An 18,144-nucleotide genomic window follows, 5' to 3' on the forward strand; every position below is an offset into this window, starting at 1 on the left:
CGCTCAGCCCGCGAGGGCCGCGAGCGCCTTCCGGAGCTGCGTGGAGGAGGTCGTCATCGTGTACGGGAAGTACACGACCTCCACGCCGACCGCGGCGAACTCCCGCTCGAGCCGGAGGCCCTTCTCGGTGCCGCGCCAGTCGTCGCCCTTGAAGAACACGTCGAAGTGCAGCTCGCGCCACATGTCGAGCTTGTCGGGGACGGTCTCGGCGACCGCCTGGTCCACGTAGGCGATGTGGCGCACGATCTCGATCCGTTCCGCGAGCGGGATCACCGGGTCGACGCCCTTGGTGAGCCGCAGCATCTCATCGGAGACCACGCCGGCGATCAGGTAGTCGCACTGGCTCTTGGCGTGCTTGAGGATGTTGAGGTGTCCGATGTGGAACAGGTCGAACGCTCCTGCGGCATAGCCGACGCGTCTCGTCACTCGATGGCCTCCTTCGGGTGAGGTATCCTCACCTATTCTGGCGAATAGGTGAGGATTTGTCACCCCTTGAACGGAAGCAATCCGGACCGGTTCGTCAGCCCTTCGTCGTGCGGAGGGCGGCCGCGATGACGCGGGTCGCCGCCGTGATCTGGGCGAAGGCCGCGTCGAAGGCGGCATCGCCGAGGCCGTACGGGTCGAGGATGTCGCCCTCGGCGTAGCCGCGCCGGGTCGCGCTGTGGCTCACGACTCCCGCCGGCGGCCGGTGCGCGGCCGCCCACTCGACCAACCCGGCCGGGTCGTGCGCGGCCGGGTCGGTGTTCCGGACGGCATCCGCGAACTCGGTAAGGGCGAACGCGCGGCGCACGGTCGACGGCGCGCGGTGGACCACCCACTCGCGGTGCTCGCGCGTCGCGGTGAGAATGAGCCCGGAGCCGGTGAGCATCGCGGGATCGGCCTGCCGGGCGACGAAACCGTCGACGGAGATCCCGTCCGCTTCCAGCAGCCGGCCCATCGGGGGATTCACCGGCCAACCCGTCATGGCGTGCGTGCCGGCGGAGGACACGGCGAACCGCCGGGCCGCGCTGTCTGCGACCGCCAGCTCGTGGGCGAGGAGCAGGTCCATCGCGGGGGAGCGGCAGATGTTCCCGGTGCAGATCGCGAGGATGTCGAAGCGCGTCCGTGCCGTCATGCAGACATTCTGTCCGAAACGACGAGCTCACGCCGAGCGAGGTTCATGGCACCCGAAAAGGGGGTGGGCGCGCGATGGTGCTTCTGCCGTCGGCGGGGATAGACTCTCTTGCCCTGTGTGCGCTCTCAGGCAACGTCTGATAGGTTGCCATTCAATACTCCCGCGCAGAAGGCCTGGTCTCACTTTCTCGCTCTTTGAACGCGACGAGCAGCATTGGAAACCCCCTTCAATGGCATCAGCCCGACACCGCTCCGGCGGTACACACACCCCTGCCCCCCGTAAGACACGAAACATCCTCATCGCCGGCGTCGCCGGAGCCGCAGCGACGGCTCTCGCCGCCGTCGGCCTCCCGGCCCTGACGGCGGCCGCGATGGCCGCCCCGACCAGCTACAGCACCGGCGCGCACATCGTCTCCGACGACTTCTCGCGCACCACCAGTGGCGGCTGGGGCTCGGCCCAGGTCGGAGGCGCCTACTCCGTCAACAAGGCCTCGGCTTTCTCGACGGCGAACGGCGCCGGAACGATGTCGATCCCGAGGCCCGGCGCCTCGCTGACCGCGTCGCTCCCGTCCGTCTCGGCGGCCGACCTCACGTCGTCCGCGACGATCGCGATCCCGACCATCCCGACGAAGGGCAACGGCGTGTACGCCGGTGTCCAGGTCCGGTCGACCGGTAGTTCGTACTACCAGGCCAACATCCGGGTCGGCGCCGGCGGGTCGCTCGGCGTCTCGATCATCCGCGTCAACGGCTCGACAGCGAGCCAGACCACGGTCGGGCGCGAGGTCCAGGTCGCCAAGGGCCTGAAGGCCGGCGCGTCCGTGCAGCTCCAGTTCCAGGCGACCGGCCGCGATCCGGTGCACCTCCAGGCCCGCGCCTGGCAGGTCGGCGCTGCGCAGCCCGGCTGGCAGCTGACGGCCGACGACTCGGCTTCCGCGCGCTTGACCGGCGCCGGCCGGATCGCCGCCTGGTCCTACCTCTCCAGCGCGTCGGCGATCGAGCCCGTCGCCTTCGACGACCTCGAGGCCTACGCGCTGAAGGCTGCGGGGTCGGCTCCGGCCACCACGGCTCCCGCGTCCTCGACGCCGGCGTCGTCGACGCCCACCCCGACCGCCACCCCCACGTCCGGCACGACGCCGACGCCGACGCCCACCCCGTCGTCCGGCACCGCGCCGAGCGGAGACGCCGGCATCGACCAGGGCGTGGCCCGGGCTTCCGCCGGCTCCGCTCCGATCGGCACGACCGCCTACCCCGTCCCCTCCGGCGCCTACTTCGTGGCGACGGGCGGCAGCGACGGCGTTGCGCGCTCCAGCGAGTCTGCCCCGTGGCAGACCGTTCAGCACGCGGTCGACAGCGTCCCGTCCGGCTCCACCATCGTGGTGCGCGGCGGTACGTACCACGAGACCGTGACCATCCCCCGCGGCAAGCAGGTGACCATCCAGGCCTACCCGCACGAGGCGGTCTGGTTCGACGGCAGCCGCACGGTCGGCTCGTGGGCGAAGTCGGGCTCCACCTGGGTGTCCGGCGGCTGGAACGTCGCCTTCGACGACAGCCCGACCTACACCCGCGGCGCACCCGACGGCACGGCTTCCGGCTGGCAGTTCGTCGACCCGGCGTACCCGATGGCGGCGCACCCCGACCAGCTCTTCGTGGACGGAGTCTCCCTCAAGCAGGTCGCCTCGCGTTCCGCGGTGACGGCCGGGACCTTCTACGTCGACACGGCGGCCAAGCAGCTCGTCATGGGCAGCGACCCGAGCGGTCACGACGTCCGGGCGAGCGACACGGTCAAGGCATTCGTGGTCCTGGGCGACGGCAGCGCGCTCAAGGGCGTCGGCATCCGCCGGTACGCGCCCTCGGTGCCCGACATGGGCGCCGTCCAGATCTACGCGAACAACGTGACGGTTGCGAACAGCTCGATCAGCGACAACGCCACGACGGGCCTCGCGATCGGCGGGCTGAACGCCACGGTCGACCACGTGACCGTCGCCCGCAACGGGATGCTGGGCGCGCAGGCGACCTACGCCGACGGGCTCAAGGTCAACGGGCTTCTCGCGCAGGGCAACAACAGCGAGCACTTCAACCGCGCGCCGGTCGCCGGCGGCCTGAAGGTGGCCCGCTCGCGGGGCATCACCGTCACCGGCAGCAACTTCCTCGGCAACTACGGGAACGCGCTCTGGTTCGACGAGTCGGTGTACAACGCGTCCATCTCGAACAGCGACATCATCGGCAACAGCGGTAACGGTCTCGTCGCCGAGATCTCGGCCAAGTTCGCCATCGCGAACAACGTCATCGCCCAGAACGGCATCGCCGGCATCCTGGTGAGCGACACCGGGACCGTCGACATCCGGAACAACACCCTCACCGGCAACGCCCGCGACATCAACATCGCGCAGGGCACCCGTCGTGCGAGCGACCTGTCCGTCGCGGGTCACGACCCCCGCCAGGCTCTGCCGGACCCGACGGTGACCTGGATCACCCAGGACATCACGGTGGCGAACAACATCATGGCCCAGAGCACCGGCGACGCCGTGCTCGCCGTCGAGGACTACAGCCACTGGCACTCGGCGGCCCAGATGAACATCCAGACCCAGGGCAACGTCTACCAGCGACCGAGCGCAGGCTCGCCGAACTGGCTGATCGTCTGGTCGCGCGGCGCCGGGAACCCGGCCGTCTACACGACGCTCTCGGACTTCACGGCCGCGACCGGGCAGGACCGGACGTCCCGCCTGTTCGACGGTCAGAACGTGCTCGCGAGCGACTACACGCCGTTGCCGGTCGTGACGGGCCTGACCTCCAGTCTCGGCGTGCCGTTCCCGGCCGCTGCGGCGGCGCTGACGGGCAAGCCCGCGGGCTCCCTGCAGCTCGGCGCCTGGGGCTAGCAGGTCCCGATCCCACCGACAGTGCGGCTCATCGCTTGGCGATGAGCCGCACTGCTGCGATCACCCCCAGGACGTCCCGGCGGACGGGCGGGAAGCACAGAGCGGCCAGACCGTAGACCGCCACCGCACCGACGACGGCAGCGACGACCTGGAGGACGGCCGACGTCGAGCCGAGCACGGCGGTGGCCGACCAGGCGACCGCCCCGGCCGCTGCCGCGACGGCGAGCACGCGCCCTGCCCCGGCGTAGAGCCGGGCGGTCGGGACCGGCGTCCGGCGCGAGAGCCACCAGAGCGAGAGCGGCCACGACAGGGCGGGCGCGACCGCGTAGGCGATCGCGATCCCCATCACACCGCCGAACGAGCCCACGACGATGCAGACCCCTTTGATGACGGCGCTCACGAGCGAGTAGCGCAGCAGCGTTCCGGTCAGCCCGCGCGAGACATAGGCCCAGTAACCCACGAACGCGAGGATCTGGAACACGCCCGCCACGGCGAACAGTCGCAGGATCGGAGCGGCGTCCAGCCAGGCGTTCCCCAGGAGCAGACGGGTCAGCGGTTCGGCCGCGCCCGCGACGAGCGCCAGGCCGGCGACAACCGTATAGCCGAGGGCGAGCTGCCCGCGGCAGAGCCACTCGCCGAAGCGCTCGCGGTCATGCTGAAGGCGGGAGAAGATCGGCAGCGCCACGGTCGTGAGCGGGATCCGCACCTGGTTCAGCGGCGTCATCAGCAACTGGAACGCGCGGCTGTACACGCCGAGCGCCGACGGACCGAATCTGACGCCCACGAGGATGTTGTCGACGTTGTTGCTCGCGTAGGCGATCAGCTGCGAGCCGAGCATGTTCCAGCCGAAGGCGAGGAAGTGCCCGATCGGCTCCCGCCTGCGCGGCAACGCGGGCCGCCAACGACCGGCGACCACCAGCATGAGCACCAGTGTCACGGCCTGGGTGAGCTGCTGCACGACGAGGGCCCAATAGCCCCAGCCCGTGCTCGCGGCGACCACCGCGACGCCGAATGCGACGGCCGGCGCGGTGACATCGGCGGCGGCGACCGCGGCGAACCGCATCCGGCGCACCAGGTCAGCGCGATACTGCGTGCCGACGCCGTTGATCAGGAAGGTGAAGGCGAGCGCGTGCCCGATCGGGACGAGGTCGGGCTGGCCGAAGCCGAGGGCGATCAAACCCGAGCCCGCGAATACGGCCGCGGTCAGGGCCGCGCCGATCGCGGTGTTCACCCAGAACAGGTTGCTGCGCTGACCAGGCGTCACCGTCTCCGCCTGGATGGTGGCCGACGAGAGACCGAAGTCGCGGAACAGCTCACCGACTCCGATGATGGCGACGACCATCGCGATGAGTCCGTAGTCGTGCGGAGTGAGCAGCCGGGCCAGCACGACCACGGAGGCGAGCTGGACGAGGACCTTGCCGCCCTGCGCCCCGAGCGTGACCGCGGCTCCCCGTGCGGCGCGCGCGCCCAGCCCGGCGACCGACGGGCGCTCCTCCGCATCTCCGCCGGAGGCTCCGCGCGAGGATGAACGCAGTGTCATCGTCCCGTCCCCTCCCGGCGGCCGAGCTCGGCGCGAAGGGCACGAGCCCGCCGGAAGCTGCCCCGTGCCACCCGCACCGTCTCGCGCAGACGCGGGACGGCCAGGGCGACGAGGCCGAACCCGTGGAAGCGCGGGACCCGCACGCCGGCCAGCCGCGCGCCGAGCAGCCGGCCGGCGAGGGTGCTCCGGCGGGTGGTCTGCAACGGCTGGACGGAGGCGAGCTCGTCGATCTCGATCGGGTTGACGGAGATCACGCCCGCCTCCACCGCGCGCAGCACGATGTCGTAGCCGCGCTCCGTGCGGGCGATGAGCGCGCTGCGTCCTGCGCCTTCGGCGAAGACCGGGTAGCCCCTCTCATCGGATCGCCAGAAGTCGGCGGCCGTGATGTCGGCGCTCTCGCCGACGCCGTCGGCGCAGATCTTGCAGCGCCACTGCACGGCGGGCCCGAGCGCGCTGCCCCAGGAGTCGTCGTAGCTGGCGTCCGCGGTCGTGCCGTCGGGGTGTTCGATCGTGAAGCGGCCGGGCCACCCGCGCCCGCGGTACCAGAGGTCGCGCAGCGGAGCCGAAGCGGGCGCCCCGAGGTCGGCCGCGAGGGCGTCGGTGGCGTGCTGGCCCGGGGTGCCTGCGCAGAAGAACGACAGCAGCACGGGGCTGCGCTCCGCGGTCGCGTCGAGATCGCGGGTGAGCGCGCGGATCGCGCCGACCTCGCACGGCTTGCCGACCATGACGGTTCCGGGCAGGAGGGCCTCCGGGCGTCCCGCGCTCGCCGTCGGCGCGTACCGGGAGCCGGCCGCGGCGATCGCCTGCTCCCGCGAGAGGATGCTGACGCTGACGGTGCGGCGCGGCTCGCTCGCGTCGGCTCGTGCGCCGACCATGCGTGCCGACTCGCCCGTCTCGAGCAGCCAGGCGGCGATCGCCGTGAGCGCGCCTCCGCTGCTGCCCTGGAACCGGATCTCGGGATCGGTGGCCCAGGCCTTCCAGACCCGGATGTACGGTCCCATCGTCGGGTGGCGGCGACCGACGGCCGGGAGCACCGCGCGCACCGAGACTCCCGGGCACGCCTCACGGAAGCGATCGACGACGGCCGGATCGGGCGTCTGGACTTCGGCGGACGGCTCCGCGCGCGGAGCCGGGCGCAGGTCGCCGCGCTCGTCCAGCCGCATCTCCAGGCCAGGGTCGAGGAGGGTGCAGGCACCGCAGCCGCTGCACGCCCCCGACGCGACGACGCGGGCGACCGCGGCGCGGAGCGGGGTCTGCGTGCCGTTTCCCGGCGTCATCGTGGCGGTCATGCCGCGCGCCGTCCGGCTCGCGCCGAAAGCAGTGCGACAGCGGTCTCGAGGCGCTCGTGCGCCGTCGTGACGAGCCGCGTCGTGTCGGCTTCGAGGGCGCTGTCGTCGAGCAGCGCGAGCGCATCGGCCGCGGGGTCGGCAGTCGCGCGCAGGTCGATCGTGCGGGTCCAGCCGAGGTCCGCGAGCAGCGGCGCGAACTTGCGCGAGTAGGCGAGCGGGATGGCGGGCGTGCCGACCGAGAGGGCGTTGAGGCACGCGTGCATCCGCGAGCCGAGCACGACGCGGGCCGACGCGACCGTTCGCCGCACGTCGTCGAGGTCGCGCGGGATCACGAGCTCGCTGTGCGGAGCGCCCGCCTCCGCGACCTCGTGCAGGGCGCGGACGTCGGAGTCGGGGTTGTCCGACTCGAGGACGTGCGCCAGGAGGGTGACCTCCCGGCCGGCCGCCGCCAGTCCGTCGAGCAGCCGGAGGACGGTCCGCCGGTAGTGCTGCGAATCCACATGAGGGTTGGGGTGCCAGAGCAGCCCGGAGACGTTGACGACCACGTCGCGCGTCTGTTCGACGGCCGGACGGTCGAGCGCGAACACGACGTCGGTGGTGGTGGCGTCGGCCGGTCGGCCGAGCCGCGCCGCGGTGGCGGCGCTCGCCGAGTCGCGCGCGAGCACCAGGGCCGCGCGCCGCAGGCTGCGACGCGCGATCGCGCGCCCCCGCGCCGAGGCGAACGGACCGATCGTCTGCGGCCCGAGGACGACGGGGACCCCGGCCTGGCTCGCGAACTCGGCAACCGTGGACATCACCATCAGGCGGTTGGCGCCGTAGATGTCGGCGAAGCTGTCTCCGGAACGGGTGTCCACGACCAGATCGAAGCCGCGCAGCCAGTCGATCATGCCGCTGCGCCCGGTGATGCGCTCCTTGACGAGCGAGCGGACGCGGCCGATGGGGAGTTGCGGCACCCGTCGGCCGTAGTTCTGGAAGACGATCTCGGAGTCCGGGTCGACGCGCCGGATCAGGGCCGCGGTCCCGGCGCCGAGCGCGCGCACGCCCAGGTTGGGCGAGGCGTCGTCCGCCCAGAGGACCAGCGTTCGCATGTGGGTGCTCCATCGTCGGGATCGCTCGGAGAACTTACGTGAGACTTTCTCATGTAGCTTAGCTCTGTCCGCCGCGGCGCGTGCCCCCAATTGAGGGCGCGCGGTCGGCCGGTCCCGGGACAGAATGGGTTCCACCGATCGCGAGGGGGAAGACGATGCGGCCACTCGTCGTGCAACAGTCCTTTCCCGACCCGCGGCCGACGACGAACCCCTACCTCGTGATGCTCAAACGGGCGATCGAGGCGCAGCCGGACGCCGAGCTCCGGACCTTCACCTGGGCCGCGGCACTGTTCGGCCGGTACGACGTCTTCCACGTCCATTGGCCGGAGATCTTGGTCTCGGGGCACAGCCCGCTGAAGAAAGCGGTCCGGCAGCTCCTCACCCTCGCCCTCGTGGCGCGGCTCGCCCTCACGCGCACACCGATCGTCCGGACCGCGCACAACCTGGACCTGCCGCAGGGCATCAGCCGCCGCGAGCGCGCCCTGCTGCGACTGATCGACCGCTCGACCGTGCTGCGGATCCGGCTCAACCCGTTGACCCCGGTGCCGCAGGGATCGGCCGTCGAGACGATCGTCCACGGCGACTACCGCGAGTGGTTCGCGGCGTGCCGGCGGCGCGAGCCGGTCGCCAGGCGGCTCGCGTACGCGGGACTCATCCGTCGCTACAAGGGGGTCGAGGCACTGGTGGCGGCCTTCCACGACGGGTTCCGCTCGACCGACGCCTCTCTGACCGTGTCGGGACAGCCGTCGTCGGACGAACTGGTGGCCCGTCTCCGGGAGGCCGCCGCCGGTGACCCGCGCGTGAGCTTCCACTTCCACTTCCTGACCGACGACGAGCTCGTCGCCGCCATCACCGAGGCCGAGCTGGTGGTGCTCCCGTACCGCGAGATGCACAACTCGGGCGGCGCCCTGGCGGCGCTGTCGCTGGATCGCCCGGTCCTGGTGCCGGACAACGCGGTCAACCGCCTGCTGGCCGAGGAAGTCGGCGCCCGGTGGGTGCAGCGCTACTCCGGTGACCTGACCGCGGCAGGGCTGGAGGCCGCGCTGGCCGCGGTGCGCGCGACCGGCGCGGCAGACGGTCCCGACCTCAGTCGGCGGGGCTGGTCGGATGCCGGGCGCGCGCACGTCGCCGCGTATCGGCGGGCGATCGCGCTCACCGCGCGAAGACGCCGCGCTTGACGAGCCGTCCCGACGCGAGCGCGGACTCCAGCGAGCGCGCCCGCAACCCTTTCGCTGCGGCCGCGTCGAGGACGGCGGCCGCCAGGCCGAGCCGGTCGACCTCCGGCTCCGGCCCGTCGTCGACGCCGTCCGCGCCTGACGCGTAGTTGTCGTGAGCCAGCAGGATGGCGCCCCTCGTGAGCCCGGCGGTCGCGCTGTCGATGCGCTGCTGCTGCGTGAGCCCGCGGGCGCCGTCCCGGGCCGACGCGCTCCACAGCACGGGGGTCAGGCCGGCCGACCCGACCGAGCGCCACGCCGTCACGGTGAGGTGGCCATAGGGCGGCCGGTACCACCGCACGGGACGGCCGAGCACGTCCTCGAGTTCGCGGCGTCCGTCCGCGGTGCGGCGACGGAACACGTCGGGGGCCAGCGTCACGGGGTCGACGTGATCGACTCCGTGCAGACCGACCTCGTGCCCGGCCTCCAGGAGCGCGCGGGCGAGTCCCGGGTCGCGCCGCACCCGGCTGAGGAGCACGAAGAACGTGGCCGTCGCCCGGCCCTCGCCGAGCAGGGCCATGAGCCGGTCGGTCGTCCCCGCGACGGGGCCGTCGTCGTAGGTCAGCACGAACTCGTCGGCGTCGGTGTCGACAGAGACGACCGAGCCCAGGAAGGACAGCGATCGCCGAACGGCCGAGATCGCGAGCTGTCGTGCCGTCACGCGTCGCCTCCCCTGGCGACTTCCGGGGCGCGGCGGCCGTCCGCGGCCGCGCGTACTCCTGGTAGACGACGCCGGAGGCGCCCGCGATCATGCCGCCTCCGCGCCAGATCGCCCGGGCACCGCGCGCCTGGTGGCGGCGCGAGCGCACGAGGGTTCCGGCGAGCCAGCGTGCGGCGCCGCCGACGATGCGCGCGCAGCCGCCTGCGAGGTCGGCGAGGCGGGCGGCGGCGCGCGGCCCCGAGCCCCGTGCGAGCCGGATGCGGATCGTGGCAGCGGAGTTCCCATGGCTCCAGGCGCGCTGCAGGACCCACGCGCGCGTCATGCGCTCGCGGGGAACGCGGTCGGTGATGACGGATTCGTCGCACCACACCATCCGGTATCCCGCGGCGTGCAGCTGACGGCTGAACAGCGTGTCCTCGCCGCCGCTCAGGCCGAGGTCGTCGGCGAACCTCACGCCGGCGGCGCCGACCTGGTCCAGGTCGAGCAGGAGGTTGCCGGCCGCGGCGACGTCGATCGGCGTGCCGGTGGGCATGCTGCGGCGGACGAAGAACCTGCCCGCGTCCAGCCACGGGTCCAGCTCGCCGTCGAACGCGGCGACGACCCGGCCGGAGACCGCGGCGGGCATGCCGGATTCGAGCCAGGTGCCGAGGAGCGCGGTCAGCCACCGCTCGTGCGGGAGCTCGTCGTCGTCGATGAACGCGAGCAGCCGCGTACCGGCTTCGTCCAGCGCGCGGTTGCGCACGGCGGAGATGCCCGGGTGCGGCTCGACGACGGCGCGGACCCGGTCGTCGCCCAGCGCCGTGACTACGGCGGCGCCGCTGCCCGCCGGGTCGTTGTCCACGACCAGGATGCGGGTGGGGAAGGCGGCTCCGGCCTCCGCGGCCTGCTCCAGCAGCGCCGCCACGAGGGCGGACAGCTCCGCTGGACGATGGAACGTCGGCACGGCTATCGTCGCAGTGATCGGCTCGACCGGTCGCATGGTCACCCCTCCCATCAGAGCGGAAGTCTATGACAGACCCAGCAACTCCCGCCGCCGCCGCGGTCATCGTGGTGAACTACGGGTCGTCGCAGCTGCTGGCCGAGAACCTGCTGGCCCTGGCGCGGCGTGCTCCGTGGCTGACCGTGGTGGTCGTGGACAGCTTCAGCACGGCCGCCGAGCGCGGCCGGGTCGCCGCGCTCGCCGACGCCGAGGGCTGGCTCGCCGTGCTCCCGGAGGGCAATCCGGGCTTCGGCGGCGGCATGAACCTCGGGGTCGCGCGGGCACGGGAGGCGGGCGCGCAGCGCTTCCTCCTGCTCAACCCGGATGCGCGGATCGAGCCGGAGGCTTCGGCCGCCCTGCTGCGGGCGACCGAAGCGGATCCGATGGCCCTCGTGGCCCCGGTCGTGCTGCGGCCGGACGGGTCGGTCTGGTCGGCCGGCGCCGATGTCTCGCTCGTGGACGGCCGGATGACCTCCGCGCGCCGGCGGCCGCAGCCGGCGGAGAGCCGGGCGGAGCCGTGGCTCAGCGGCGCGTGCCTCGCCGTGTCGGAGCGGCTGTGGGGCCTCGTCGGCGGTTTCGCCGAGGAGTACTTCCTGTACTGGGAGGATGTCGAACTCTCCGTGCGGGTGACGCGCGCGGGCGGGTCGCTGGTGCTCCTGGAGCAGGTGACCGCCGTGCACGCGGAGGGCGGCACGCAGCAGCAGGGCGCCGCCTCGGCGGCGACGGCGAAGTCCGAAGGGTATTACTACTACAACATCCGCAACCGCCTGCTCTTCGCGGCACGGAATCTCGCGCCCGACGACGTCGAGCGGTGGGAGGCTCTCGCGCCGCGGGTCGCGTGGGAGATCCTGCTCCAGGGCGGCCGCCGGCAGTTCCTCAAGCCGGTCGTGCCGCTGCGCGCGGCGCTGCGCGGGATCAGGGACGGCCGGCGCCTGGTCGCCGCGTCGGAGGGCGGCGCGGGGATCGCGCGGGTCGGGAGGACGACGTGACAATCCGGGGACGGCTGCGCAGGTACGCAGAACTGGCTCGCGGGGTGCTCCGCGGCCATCCCGGCGCTCGGATCGGGTCGGGAGTCCGGCTCGCCGGGCCGGGACGCTACGAACTCGCCCGCGGCAGCGCGATCCGCAAGGGCGCCCGGATCTGGGTCGGCGAGGGCGCGGCGCTCTCGCTCGCACGCGGGAGCGCGATCGGAGCGCGCTGCACCGTCAACGTGGAGTCCGGACTCTCGCTCGGCGAGGAGACCCAGATCTCGTGGGCGGTGCAGCTGCTCGACACCGACTTCCACCGGATCACCCGGCCGGGTGGCGCTGTCGCGCAGCACACGGCCCCGATCCGCATCGGCCGTCACGTGCTGGTGGGGACCGGGGCGATGGTGCTCAAGGGCGTCACGCTCGGGGACGGAGCAGTGGTCGCTGCGGGCTCCGTCGTGACCAGGGATGTCGAGCCGGGTGCGATCGTGGGGGAAACCCCGCCGCCCGGCTGGGCGACGCCGAGAGCTGGGTCTGAGGCAGTGACCCCCGCTTGTGGGGGTGACAGTTGAGAAATACTCGTATTAAGGTGGAAGGGCAACAGCGACCCGACCCTGATGCGATTTGAGACGCGTTCCGGACCCTGCCCGAAGGGATCGGACACATCGCGGACCGGCCGATGTGCATCCGAGCAACCGAGAGCGAGCGTCCGATGGTCCCAGGGGGAAGACGAATCCGTGTCGCACTCGTCGGCACCCGGGGGGTGCCGGCCAGGTACGGCGGGTTCGAGACCTGCGTCGAGGAGGTCGGTCGCCGGCTCGCGGAGCGCGGCCACCGCGTCGTCGTCTACTGCCGGGACGCCGGGGACGCCGAGAAGGCCGACGCCTACCAGGGCATGGAGCTGGTGCACCGCGGCGCGATGCACCGCCGGAGCCTGGAGACGCTGAGCCACACCGGATCGTCGGTCGCCCACCTGATGCTGCACCGCACCGACGCCGCGGTCGTCTTCAACGCAGCGAACGCGGTCTACCTCCCCGCACTGCGGGCGGCGCGGATCCCGGTCGCCACGCACGTCGACGGGCTGGAGTGGAAGCGCGCCAAGTGGGGCCGGGGAGGGCACGCCTACTACCGCGTGGCCGAGTCGCTCGCCGTGCGCTGGTCCGATGCGCTGATCGCCGACGCTCCCGGCATCGCCGACTACTACCGCGACGAGTTCGCCGCGGACACCGAGCTCATCGCGTACGGGGCCCCGATCGTGTCGACGGACTCCTCCCGGCTCGGCGAGCTCGGGCTGGAACCGGGCGGCTACCACCTGGTCGTCGCACGCTTCGAGCCGGAGAACCACGTCGCGATGATCGTCGAAGGCTACGCGCGCAGCGCGGCCGCCCTGCCCTTGGTGGTCGTCGGCTCCGCGCCGTACGCCGACGAGTACGGGCGCCGGATCCGGGCGGCGGCGGACGACCGGGTGCGCTTCCTCGGCGGAGTGTGGGATCAGGAACAGCTCGACCAGCTCTACGCCGGCGCGCGCAGCTACCTGCACGGGCACTCGGTCGGCGGCACCAACCCGTCGCTGCTCCGGGCCCTCGGCGCGGGCATCGCGGTGATCGCGTACGACGTGTCGTTCAACCGGGATGTCGCGCGCACCGCCGCCGGCTACTTCTCCGACGCCGCCGGAGTGAGCGCCGAACTGGCGCGGATCGAGGCGGACCCGGACCTCGTCACCCGACGAGCCGGAGCCGCCCGTGCGCGCGCCGCGGTCTACGACTGGGAGGTCGTCGCGGACAGCTACGAGTCGCTCTGCCTGCGCCTCGCGGACCACGAGTTGGTCCGCTCCTCCCGGCCCTTCTTCGCCCAGCGGACCGGCGCCGCCGGACGCAGGCGTGCCGAGCAGCACGCCGGCCCCGCCGGCGCGCCGGAGGAGGTGGCCCGATGACCGAGGAGGCCGCCGGCGCCCTGCCGATCGGACGCGAACGCTATGGGGACGTGGTCCGCCGGCTCCGGGCCGCGCAGAAGCCGCCCGCGCGATCGGCGCCCGCGTACTCACGCTTCGTCAACCGGCGGATCGGCCGGTACCTCGCGGCGTTGGCGTATCGCGCCCGGCTGACCCCCAACGCGGTCACCGGGATCAGCGCCGTGTTCACGTTCGCGGCGATCGCGCTCCTGGTCGTCTTCCCTCCCGGCTGGTGGCTGGGCGTGGTGGTGGCCGTGCTCCTCCTCGTCGGCTACGCCTTCGACTCCGCCGACGGCCAGCTCGCCCGGCTCCGCGGCAGTTCCAGCCCCTCCGGCGAGTGGCTCGATCACATGGTGGACGCCACGAAGGTCTCGGCGATGCCGCTCGCGCTCGCCGTCGGCTTCGCCCGCTTCGGCTCGGCGCCCACCTGGTGGCTCCTGGTGCCCATCGGCTTCGCCGTCGTCTCCGCCGTCCTCTTCTTCGGCATGATCCTCACCGAGCAGCTGCGGCGGAGGACTGTCGGCGCCGTGCCCCTGGCGGCCGACCGGCCGGGCAGGCCCTCCTGGCTCCGCGCCCTCGCGGTGCTCCCGATGGACTACGGCGTGCTGTGCGTCTCGTTCGTGCTGCTCGGCGCGCTCCCCGTCTTCCTCGTCGTGTACACGGCGATCGCTCTCGCGACGACGCTCTTCCTGCTCGCGGCCGTCGTCCGATGGTTCCGCGAGCTGCGCTCCTGGACGCCGTCCCCGACCTCACCCGACACCGCTGTGAAAGGAGGCCTCCGATGACGAAGGCCGACACGCCCCCGACCGACGACGACCCCCGTCGCCCGCATCGCGCCAGACGCGCACTTCTCATCGCGGGCGCTGTCGTCGCGGCCGCCGCGGTCGCCGCGGTCGTGATCGTCGCGGCCGTCCACGGCCAGCAGACCGCGCAGGCGGATGCGTCGAAGAACACCGTCTTCACGCTGCCGACCCCGGACAAGAAATCGCCGCCGCCGCCGGCCGCGTCGGCCGCTCCCGGCAAGGCGCCCTCGGGAACGTCGACGCCCAAGCCGAAGCTCAACGCCGCCTATGGGGCTCCCGTGGCGGCCGTGGTGCCCAAGAGCGAGAAGGCCACCCTGACCGGCGGCCTCACCGCGCAGCTGGCCGTCACCTCGACGACCGTTGCCGCCCTCCGCGCCGGCGAGACGGCGGGTCCCGCGATCAAGGTGCAGCTGTCGATCACCAACCCGGGCGGTACCGACGTCGCGCTGTCCCAGCTCGCCGTGAACGCCTACTACGGCTCCGGCTCGACGCCGGCGGTCTCGATGAGCGACGGCGCCCAGCCGCTCCTCGGCACCCTCAAGGCGGGCGAGACGCGCCAGGGCGTCTACTACTTCTCCGTTCCGTCCGCGCAGGCGTCCTCGGCCGTCGTCACGGTCACGGACGCCGCCGGCGCACCGGTGACCGTCTTCAAGTAGGCGCGCCATGAGAGTCGCCGCCCTCGTCCACGCCGCCGTCACCGGGCCGGTGCTCGACCGCACGCTCGTCACCGTGGCGGGGGTCGGGGTCGCGGTGTTCGGATTCCTCGCCCTCCGGCGGATGCCCCGGACGGCGGTGGCCACCTGGATCGTCGTCCTGTGTTTCGTCCCGGTGTGGATCGGGCTCAGCCTCGGCTTCAACGGGAACTACTACCTGCCGGCCGTGAGCGGGCTGGCGATGCTGGTCTCGGTGGCGCTGCTGCCGGTCCGCGGTTTCCGCTTCGGCATCGTCGACGGCCTGATCGTGCTGCTCGTCGTCTGCGCGGCCGCCTCCCTCCTGAGTGAGAACCCGGGCATCGCGCTGGGCTTCGCCTTCGCCCTCGTCACCTATCTCCTCGCCGGGTACATCCTCGGCCGGATCGCGCCGCTGCGCGTGGAGCCCACCTGGATCTACGGCGCGGTCGCGGTGACGTTCACCGTCGTCAGCGCGCTCGTCCTCCTCGAGTACTTCGCGCACTGGAACCCCTTCGTGCTGATCAAGGTCGCCAACTCGTTGTACGCCACCTGGGGCGGCATCCAGGAGCGCGGCGGAGTGGCCCGTGCCGAGGGCGCGTTCGGGCACTCGATCGCGCTCGGCTCGAGCCTCGCGATCGCTGTGCCCCTCACGCTCGCGGCGCGCTTCCCGATGGTCGTCCGCGCCGGGATGGTGCTGCTCATGCTCGGCGCCACCGTGTTCACCTTCAGCCGGATCGGCATGATCGGCGCCCTGCTGGGGCTCCTGCTGTCGATCCTGTTCATGCGGGACGCCATCTCCCGCCGGGCGCGGATCATCCTGACGTCCGCCATCGCGGCCGTCGCGGCCGTCCTCTTCCCGCTGGTCATCACGGTGTTCGACGACGCCGGCGCCGAGGCGGCCGGAAGCGCGAACTACCGCGGCGACCTGGTCTCGCTCGTCGGCAGCATGAATCTCATCGGCGTCGCGGACTCCGCCAGGAAGGACTCCACCGGGCAGGTGTACTTCGGGAACTTCCGTTCCATCGACAGCCAGCTCATCCTCACGGGCCTCTCCAGCGGCGTCATCGCGCTCGCGCTGATCGTGGCGGCGCTGCTGATCGGGATCTTTCTCGTGGTGACCAGGAGGGCGAGCGCACCGACCATCGCGGTCGTCGCGCAGATCCCCGCGCTGGCCACGGTCGCGCTCATCACGCAGTACTCCGTCTTCCTGCTGTTCGCGGTCGGCATGGCCGCTGCGGTGCAGCACGCCAGGCCCCGCCAGGACGACACGCTCGGCCTGCTCGGAAGCGGCCGACGCGGCTCCGACGCGCGACCGGCCCTAGCGGAGGGGTTCGCCCGCCGATGACCATTCCCGCCCGCCACACCACTCCTGTCCGACCAGCCATCGACCCCGGGAAAGGCACACCCATGCCTCAACATCAGTACGCGACCGCGTTCAAGCGTCAGTGGTACATCATCGCCATCGGCGCGATCGTCGGGCTGATCGCCGGCTTCGGGCTCAGCGGGCTCGCCACGCCGGTGTACACGGCGACGAGCAGCCTGTACTTCTCCCTGAACTTCGGCGGGTCCGCCCAAGACCTCAGCCAGGGCTCGACCTACACGCAGAACCAGATGCTCTCCTTCGCGCAGCTCGCGACGTCGCCCATCGTGCTCCAGCAGGTGATCCAGCACCAGGACCTCGCCATGACGCCGGCGGATCTGGCGAACATGATCAGCGTCAGCACCCCGCAGAACACGGTCATCCTCGAACTCTCCGTGAACGACGCCGATCCCGCGGAGGCCGCCTCCATCGCCAACTCGGTCGCGGCCGACCTCGGCCAGACGGTCGAGCAGATCGCGCCCAAAACGGCGACCGGCGCGCCGACCGTCTCGGTCCGGGTGATCGAACGGGCGACGACGCCCCTCACGCCGTCGTCCCCGAACGTGCGGCTCAACCTGCTCGCCGGCTTCGTGATCGGACTGCTTGTCGGCGTCCTCGTCATCGTCCTCAAGGAGCTGCTCGACACCCGGGTGCGGTCGGCGGACACCCTGACGCGGCTGACCGGGCTGCCGCTGCTGGCCAGCATCCAGACCCTGCGCCGTCACCACCGCGGAGCGATCGTGCTGGACGAGCCGTTGTCCGCGGCGGCGGAGGGCTACCGCCGGCTGCGCTCGAGCCTCGAGTTCGTCAGCATCGGCTCCGACAAGCTGGCGTTCGTCATCACCTCGTCGGCCCCCGGCGAGGGCAAGTCGCTCACCGCCCTGAACCTCGCGCTCGCGCTGCTCGAAGGGGAGCGCAAGGTGCTGCTCGTCGATGCGGACCTGCGCCGGCCCACGATCGCGACGGCGACGGGCCTGCTGCCGGGCGCGGGCCTGACCTCCCTGCTCGTCGGGCGCGCGACGCTGGAGGACGTCGTCCAGCACTGGAACGGGCTCGACGTCCTCACCTCCGGGCCCATCCCGCCGAACCCGAGCGAACTGCTGTCGTCCCGCGCGATGGCGCTGTTCCTCGAGAAGTCGCGCAAGGACTACGACATCGTCGTGTTCGACTCGCCGCCGATGACGGCCGTCATCGACGCCGCCATCATCGGTCGCGCGGTGGACGGCGCGCTGGTCATCGTCGACCGCGCGAGCACGAAGCGGCACAAGCTCTCCCAGACGATCGAGCTCCTCGGCAAGTCCGGTGTGAGCGTGCTCGGACTGGTGCTGAACCGGGTGCGGTCCACCGGAGAGTCGTCGTACTACTACGCAGGCGCCTCCGAGTCCCCCAGCTGGTGGCGCCGACGGACGTTGCGTCGGGCTCGTCCGTCGGCGCCGCCGTTGTCGCCCCTGGCCCCGGCGGCGACCGAGGGCGCGGAGGCGGACGCCTCCGCCGACCGGGTCGACGACTCTCCGCTCGACGACGAGTTCGAGGACGGCGTGGACACCGCGGAGACCGACCTCGACCTGGAGCTGGCGGAGATCGCACCCGCGCAGTCGTCCCGCCGCGTCGCTCGCTGACGGACGGAGAGC

General features: G+C 72.2%; 15 protein-coding genes and 1 pseudogene. 9 read left to right on the forward strand and 7 right to left on the reverse strand.

From position 1 onward, the window contains the following. Window positions 1-3: 3 nt before the first annotated feature. On the reverse strand, window positions 4-426 hold the full coding sequence (locus ACR5MH_RS17865) for an adenylyltransferase/cytidyltransferase family protein (protein ID WP_431348414.1): 423 nt from the start codon (window positions 424-426) through the stop codon (window positions 4-6). A gap of 94 nt (window positions 427-520) precedes the next feature. Continuing rightward, window positions 521-1,114: a hypothetical protein gene (locus ACR5MH_RS17870; protein ID WP_431348415.1), complete on the reverse strand. Its 594-nt coding sequence runs from the start codon at window positions 1,112-1,114 to the stop codon at window positions 521-523. 229 nt (window positions 1,115-1,343) lie between these two features. Between ACR5MH_RS17870 and ACR5MH_RS17875 the strand changes: the two genes are divergently transcribed. Then, window positions 1,344-3,989 (forward strand): right-handed parallel beta-helix repeat-containing protein, encoded by a 2,646-nt coding sequence (locus ACR5MH_RS17875; RefSeq protein ID WP_431348416.1) that lies wholly within the window; start codon window positions 1,344-1,346, stop codon window positions 3,987-3,989. Between the two features lie 28 nt (window positions 3,990-4,017). Here the strand turns inward: ACR5MH_RS17875 and ACR5MH_RS17880 are convergent, their stop codons facing one another. The 3 genes from ACR5MH_RS17880 to ACR5MH_RS17890 are packed head-to-tail and all read right to left on the reverse strand — an operon-like array spanning window position 4,018 to window position 7,906. Next, window positions 4,018-5,529, reverse strand: a complete 1,512-nt coding sequence (locus ACR5MH_RS17880; protein ID WP_431348417.1) for a lipopolysaccharide biosynthesis protein — start codon at window positions 5,527-5,529, stop codon at window positions 4,018-4,020. Continuing rightward, window positions 5,526-6,818, reverse strand: a complete 1,293-nt coding sequence (locus ACR5MH_RS17885) for a Coenzyme F420 hydrogenase/dehydrogenase, beta subunit C-terminal domain (protein ID WP_431348418.1) — start codon at window positions 6,816-6,818, stop codon at window positions 5,526-5,528. Before ACR5MH_RS17885 ends, ACR5MH_RS17880 begins: the two co-directional genes overlap by 4 nt. Beyond that, window positions 6,815-7,906, reverse strand: coding sequence for a polysaccharide pyruvyl transferase family protein (locus ACR5MH_RS17890; RefSeq protein ID WP_431348419.1), 1,092 nt, complete (start codon window positions 7,904-7,906; stop codon window positions 6,815-6,817). The genes ACR5MH_RS17885 and ACR5MH_RS17890 overlap by 4 nt, the downstream gene beginning before the upstream one ends. Before the next feature lie 155 nt (window positions 7,907-8,061). Here ACR5MH_RS17890 and ACR5MH_RS17895 point away from each other — a divergent pair, with 155 nt between their 5' ends. Continuing rightward, the gene (locus tag ACR5MH_RS17895) at window positions 8,062-9,084 is read left to right on the forward strand and encodes a glycosyltransferase (protein WP_431348420.1); all 1,023 of its coding nucleotides are present in this window, start codon (window positions 8,062-8,064) and stop codon (window positions 9,082-9,084) included. On the opposite strand, the gene ACR5MH_RS17900 is transcribed toward ACR5MH_RS17895, so the two are convergent. Next, complete coding sequence (locus ACR5MH_RS17900; RefSeq protein ID WP_431348421.1) at window positions 9,059-9,781, reverse strand: polysaccharide deacetylase family protein; 723 nt, start codon at window positions 9,779-9,781, stop codon at window positions 9,059-9,061. The genes ACR5MH_RS17895 and ACR5MH_RS17900 overlap by 26 nt on opposite strands. A 619-nt stretch (window positions 9,782-10,400) precedes the next feature. Further along, window positions 10,401-10,775, reverse strand: a pseudogene (locus tag ACR5MH_RS17905) (glycosyltransferase family 2 protein); the annotation flags it as partial. A gap of 14 nt (window positions 10,776-10,789) precedes the next feature. On the opposite strand from ACR5MH_RS17905, the gene ACR5MH_RS17910 reads away from it, so the two are divergent. The 7 genes from ACR5MH_RS17910 (at window position 10,790) to ACR5MH_RS17940 (ending at window position 18,132) form a co-directional block, all read left to right on the forward strand. Continuing rightward, window positions 10,790-11,749: a glycosyltransferase gene (locus tag ACR5MH_RS17910; protein WP_431348422.1), complete on the forward strand. Its 960-nt coding sequence runs from the start codon at window positions 10,790-10,792 to the stop codon at window positions 11,747-11,749. Continuing rightward, a complete protein-coding gene (locus ACR5MH_RS17915) occupies window positions 11,746-12,300 on the forward strand; it encodes an acyltransferase (protein ID WP_433862005.1) in 555 nt (184 codons plus the stop codon). The genes ACR5MH_RS17910 and ACR5MH_RS17915 overlap by 4 nt, the downstream gene beginning before the upstream one ends. Before the next feature lie 191 nt (window positions 12,301-12,491). Continuing rightward, window positions 12,492-13,661 carry a DUF1972 domain-containing protein gene (locus ACR5MH_RS17920; RefSeq protein ID WP_433862006.1) on the forward strand — a complete coding sequence of 390 codons (1,170 nt, stop codon included), beginning with the start codon at window positions 12,492-12,494 and terminating at the stop codon, window positions 13,659-13,661. Continuing rightward, window positions 13,658-14,464, forward strand: a complete 807-nt coding sequence (locus ACR5MH_RS17925; protein ID WP_431348424.1) for a CDP-alcohol phosphatidyltransferase family protein — start codon at window positions 13,658-13,660, stop codon at window positions 14,462-14,464. The genes ACR5MH_RS17920 and ACR5MH_RS17925 overlap by 4 nt, the downstream gene beginning before the upstream one ends. Continuing rightward, window positions 14,461-15,138, forward strand: a complete 678-nt coding sequence (locus tag ACR5MH_RS17930; RefSeq protein ID WP_431348425.1) for a hypothetical protein — start codon at window positions 14,461-14,463, stop codon at window positions 15,136-15,138. The genes ACR5MH_RS17925 and ACR5MH_RS17930 overlap by 4 nt, the downstream gene beginning before the upstream one ends. A gap of 7 nt (window positions 15,139-15,145) precedes the next feature. Then, window positions 15,146-16,498, forward strand: coding sequence for a hypothetical protein (locus tag ACR5MH_RS17935; protein ID WP_431348426.1), 1,353 nt, complete (start codon window positions 15,146-15,148; stop codon window positions 16,496-16,498). 62 nt (window positions 16,499-16,560) lie between these two features. Further along, window positions 16,561-18,132: a polysaccharide biosynthesis tyrosine autokinase gene (locus tag ACR5MH_RS17940; protein WP_431348427.1), complete on the forward strand. Its 1,572-nt coding sequence runs from the start codon at window positions 16,561-16,563 to the stop codon at window positions 18,130-18,132. Window positions 18,133-18,144: the final 12 nt, after the last annotated feature.

This window comes from Streptomyces sp. L7, assembly GCF_050990935.1.
Classification (GTDB): domain Bacteria; phylum Actinomycetota; class Actinomycetes; order Actinomycetales; family Microbacteriaceae; genus Leifsonia.

Bases quoted from the DNA above. Each gene is read 5' to 3' on its own strand.
- ACR5MH_RS17935 (WP_431348426.1), top strand. From the start codon at position 15,146: ATGAGAGTCGCCGCCCTCGTCCACGCCGCCGTCACCGGGCCGGTGCTC.
- ACR5MH_RS17875 (WP_431348416.1), top strand. From the start codon at position 1,344: ATGGCATCAGCCCGACACCGCTCCGGCGGTACACACACCCCTGCCCCC.
- ACR5MH_RS17940 (WP_431348427.1), top strand. From the start codon at position 16,561: ATGCCTCAACATCAGTACGCGACCGCGTTCAAGCGTCAGTGGTACATC.
- ACR5MH_RS17925 (WP_431348424.1), top strand. From the start codon at position 13,658: ATGACCGAGGAGGCCGCCGGCGCCCTGCCGATCGGACGCGAACGCTAT.
- ACR5MH_RS17930 (WP_431348425.1), top strand. From the start codon at position 14,461: ATGACGAAGGCCGACACGCCCCCGACCGACGACGACCCCCGTCGCCCG.
- ACR5MH_RS17890 (WP_431348419.1), bottom strand. From the start codon at position 7,906: ATGCGAACGCTGGTCCTCTGGGCGGACGACGCCTCGCCCAACCTGGGC.
- ACR5MH_RS17895 (WP_431348420.1), top strand. From the start codon at position 8,062: ATGCGGCCACTCGTCGTGCAACAGTCCTTTCCCGACCCGCGGCCGACG.
- ACR5MH_RS17885 (WP_431348418.1), bottom strand. From the start codon at position 6,818: ATGACCGCCACGATGACGCCGGGAAACGGCACGCAGACCCCGCTCCGC.
- ACR5MH_RS17870 (WP_431348415.1), bottom strand. From the start codon at position 1,114: ATGACGGCACGGACGCGCTTCGACATCCTCGCGATCTGCACCGGGAAC.
- ACR5MH_RS17880 (WP_431348417.1), bottom strand. From the start codon at position 5,529: ATGACACTGCGTTCATCCTCGCGCGGAGCCTCCGGCGGAGATGCGGAG.
- ACR5MH_RS17910 (WP_431348422.1), top strand. From the start codon at position 10,790: ATGACAGACCCAGCAACTCCCGCCGCCGCCGCGGTCATCGTGGTGAAC.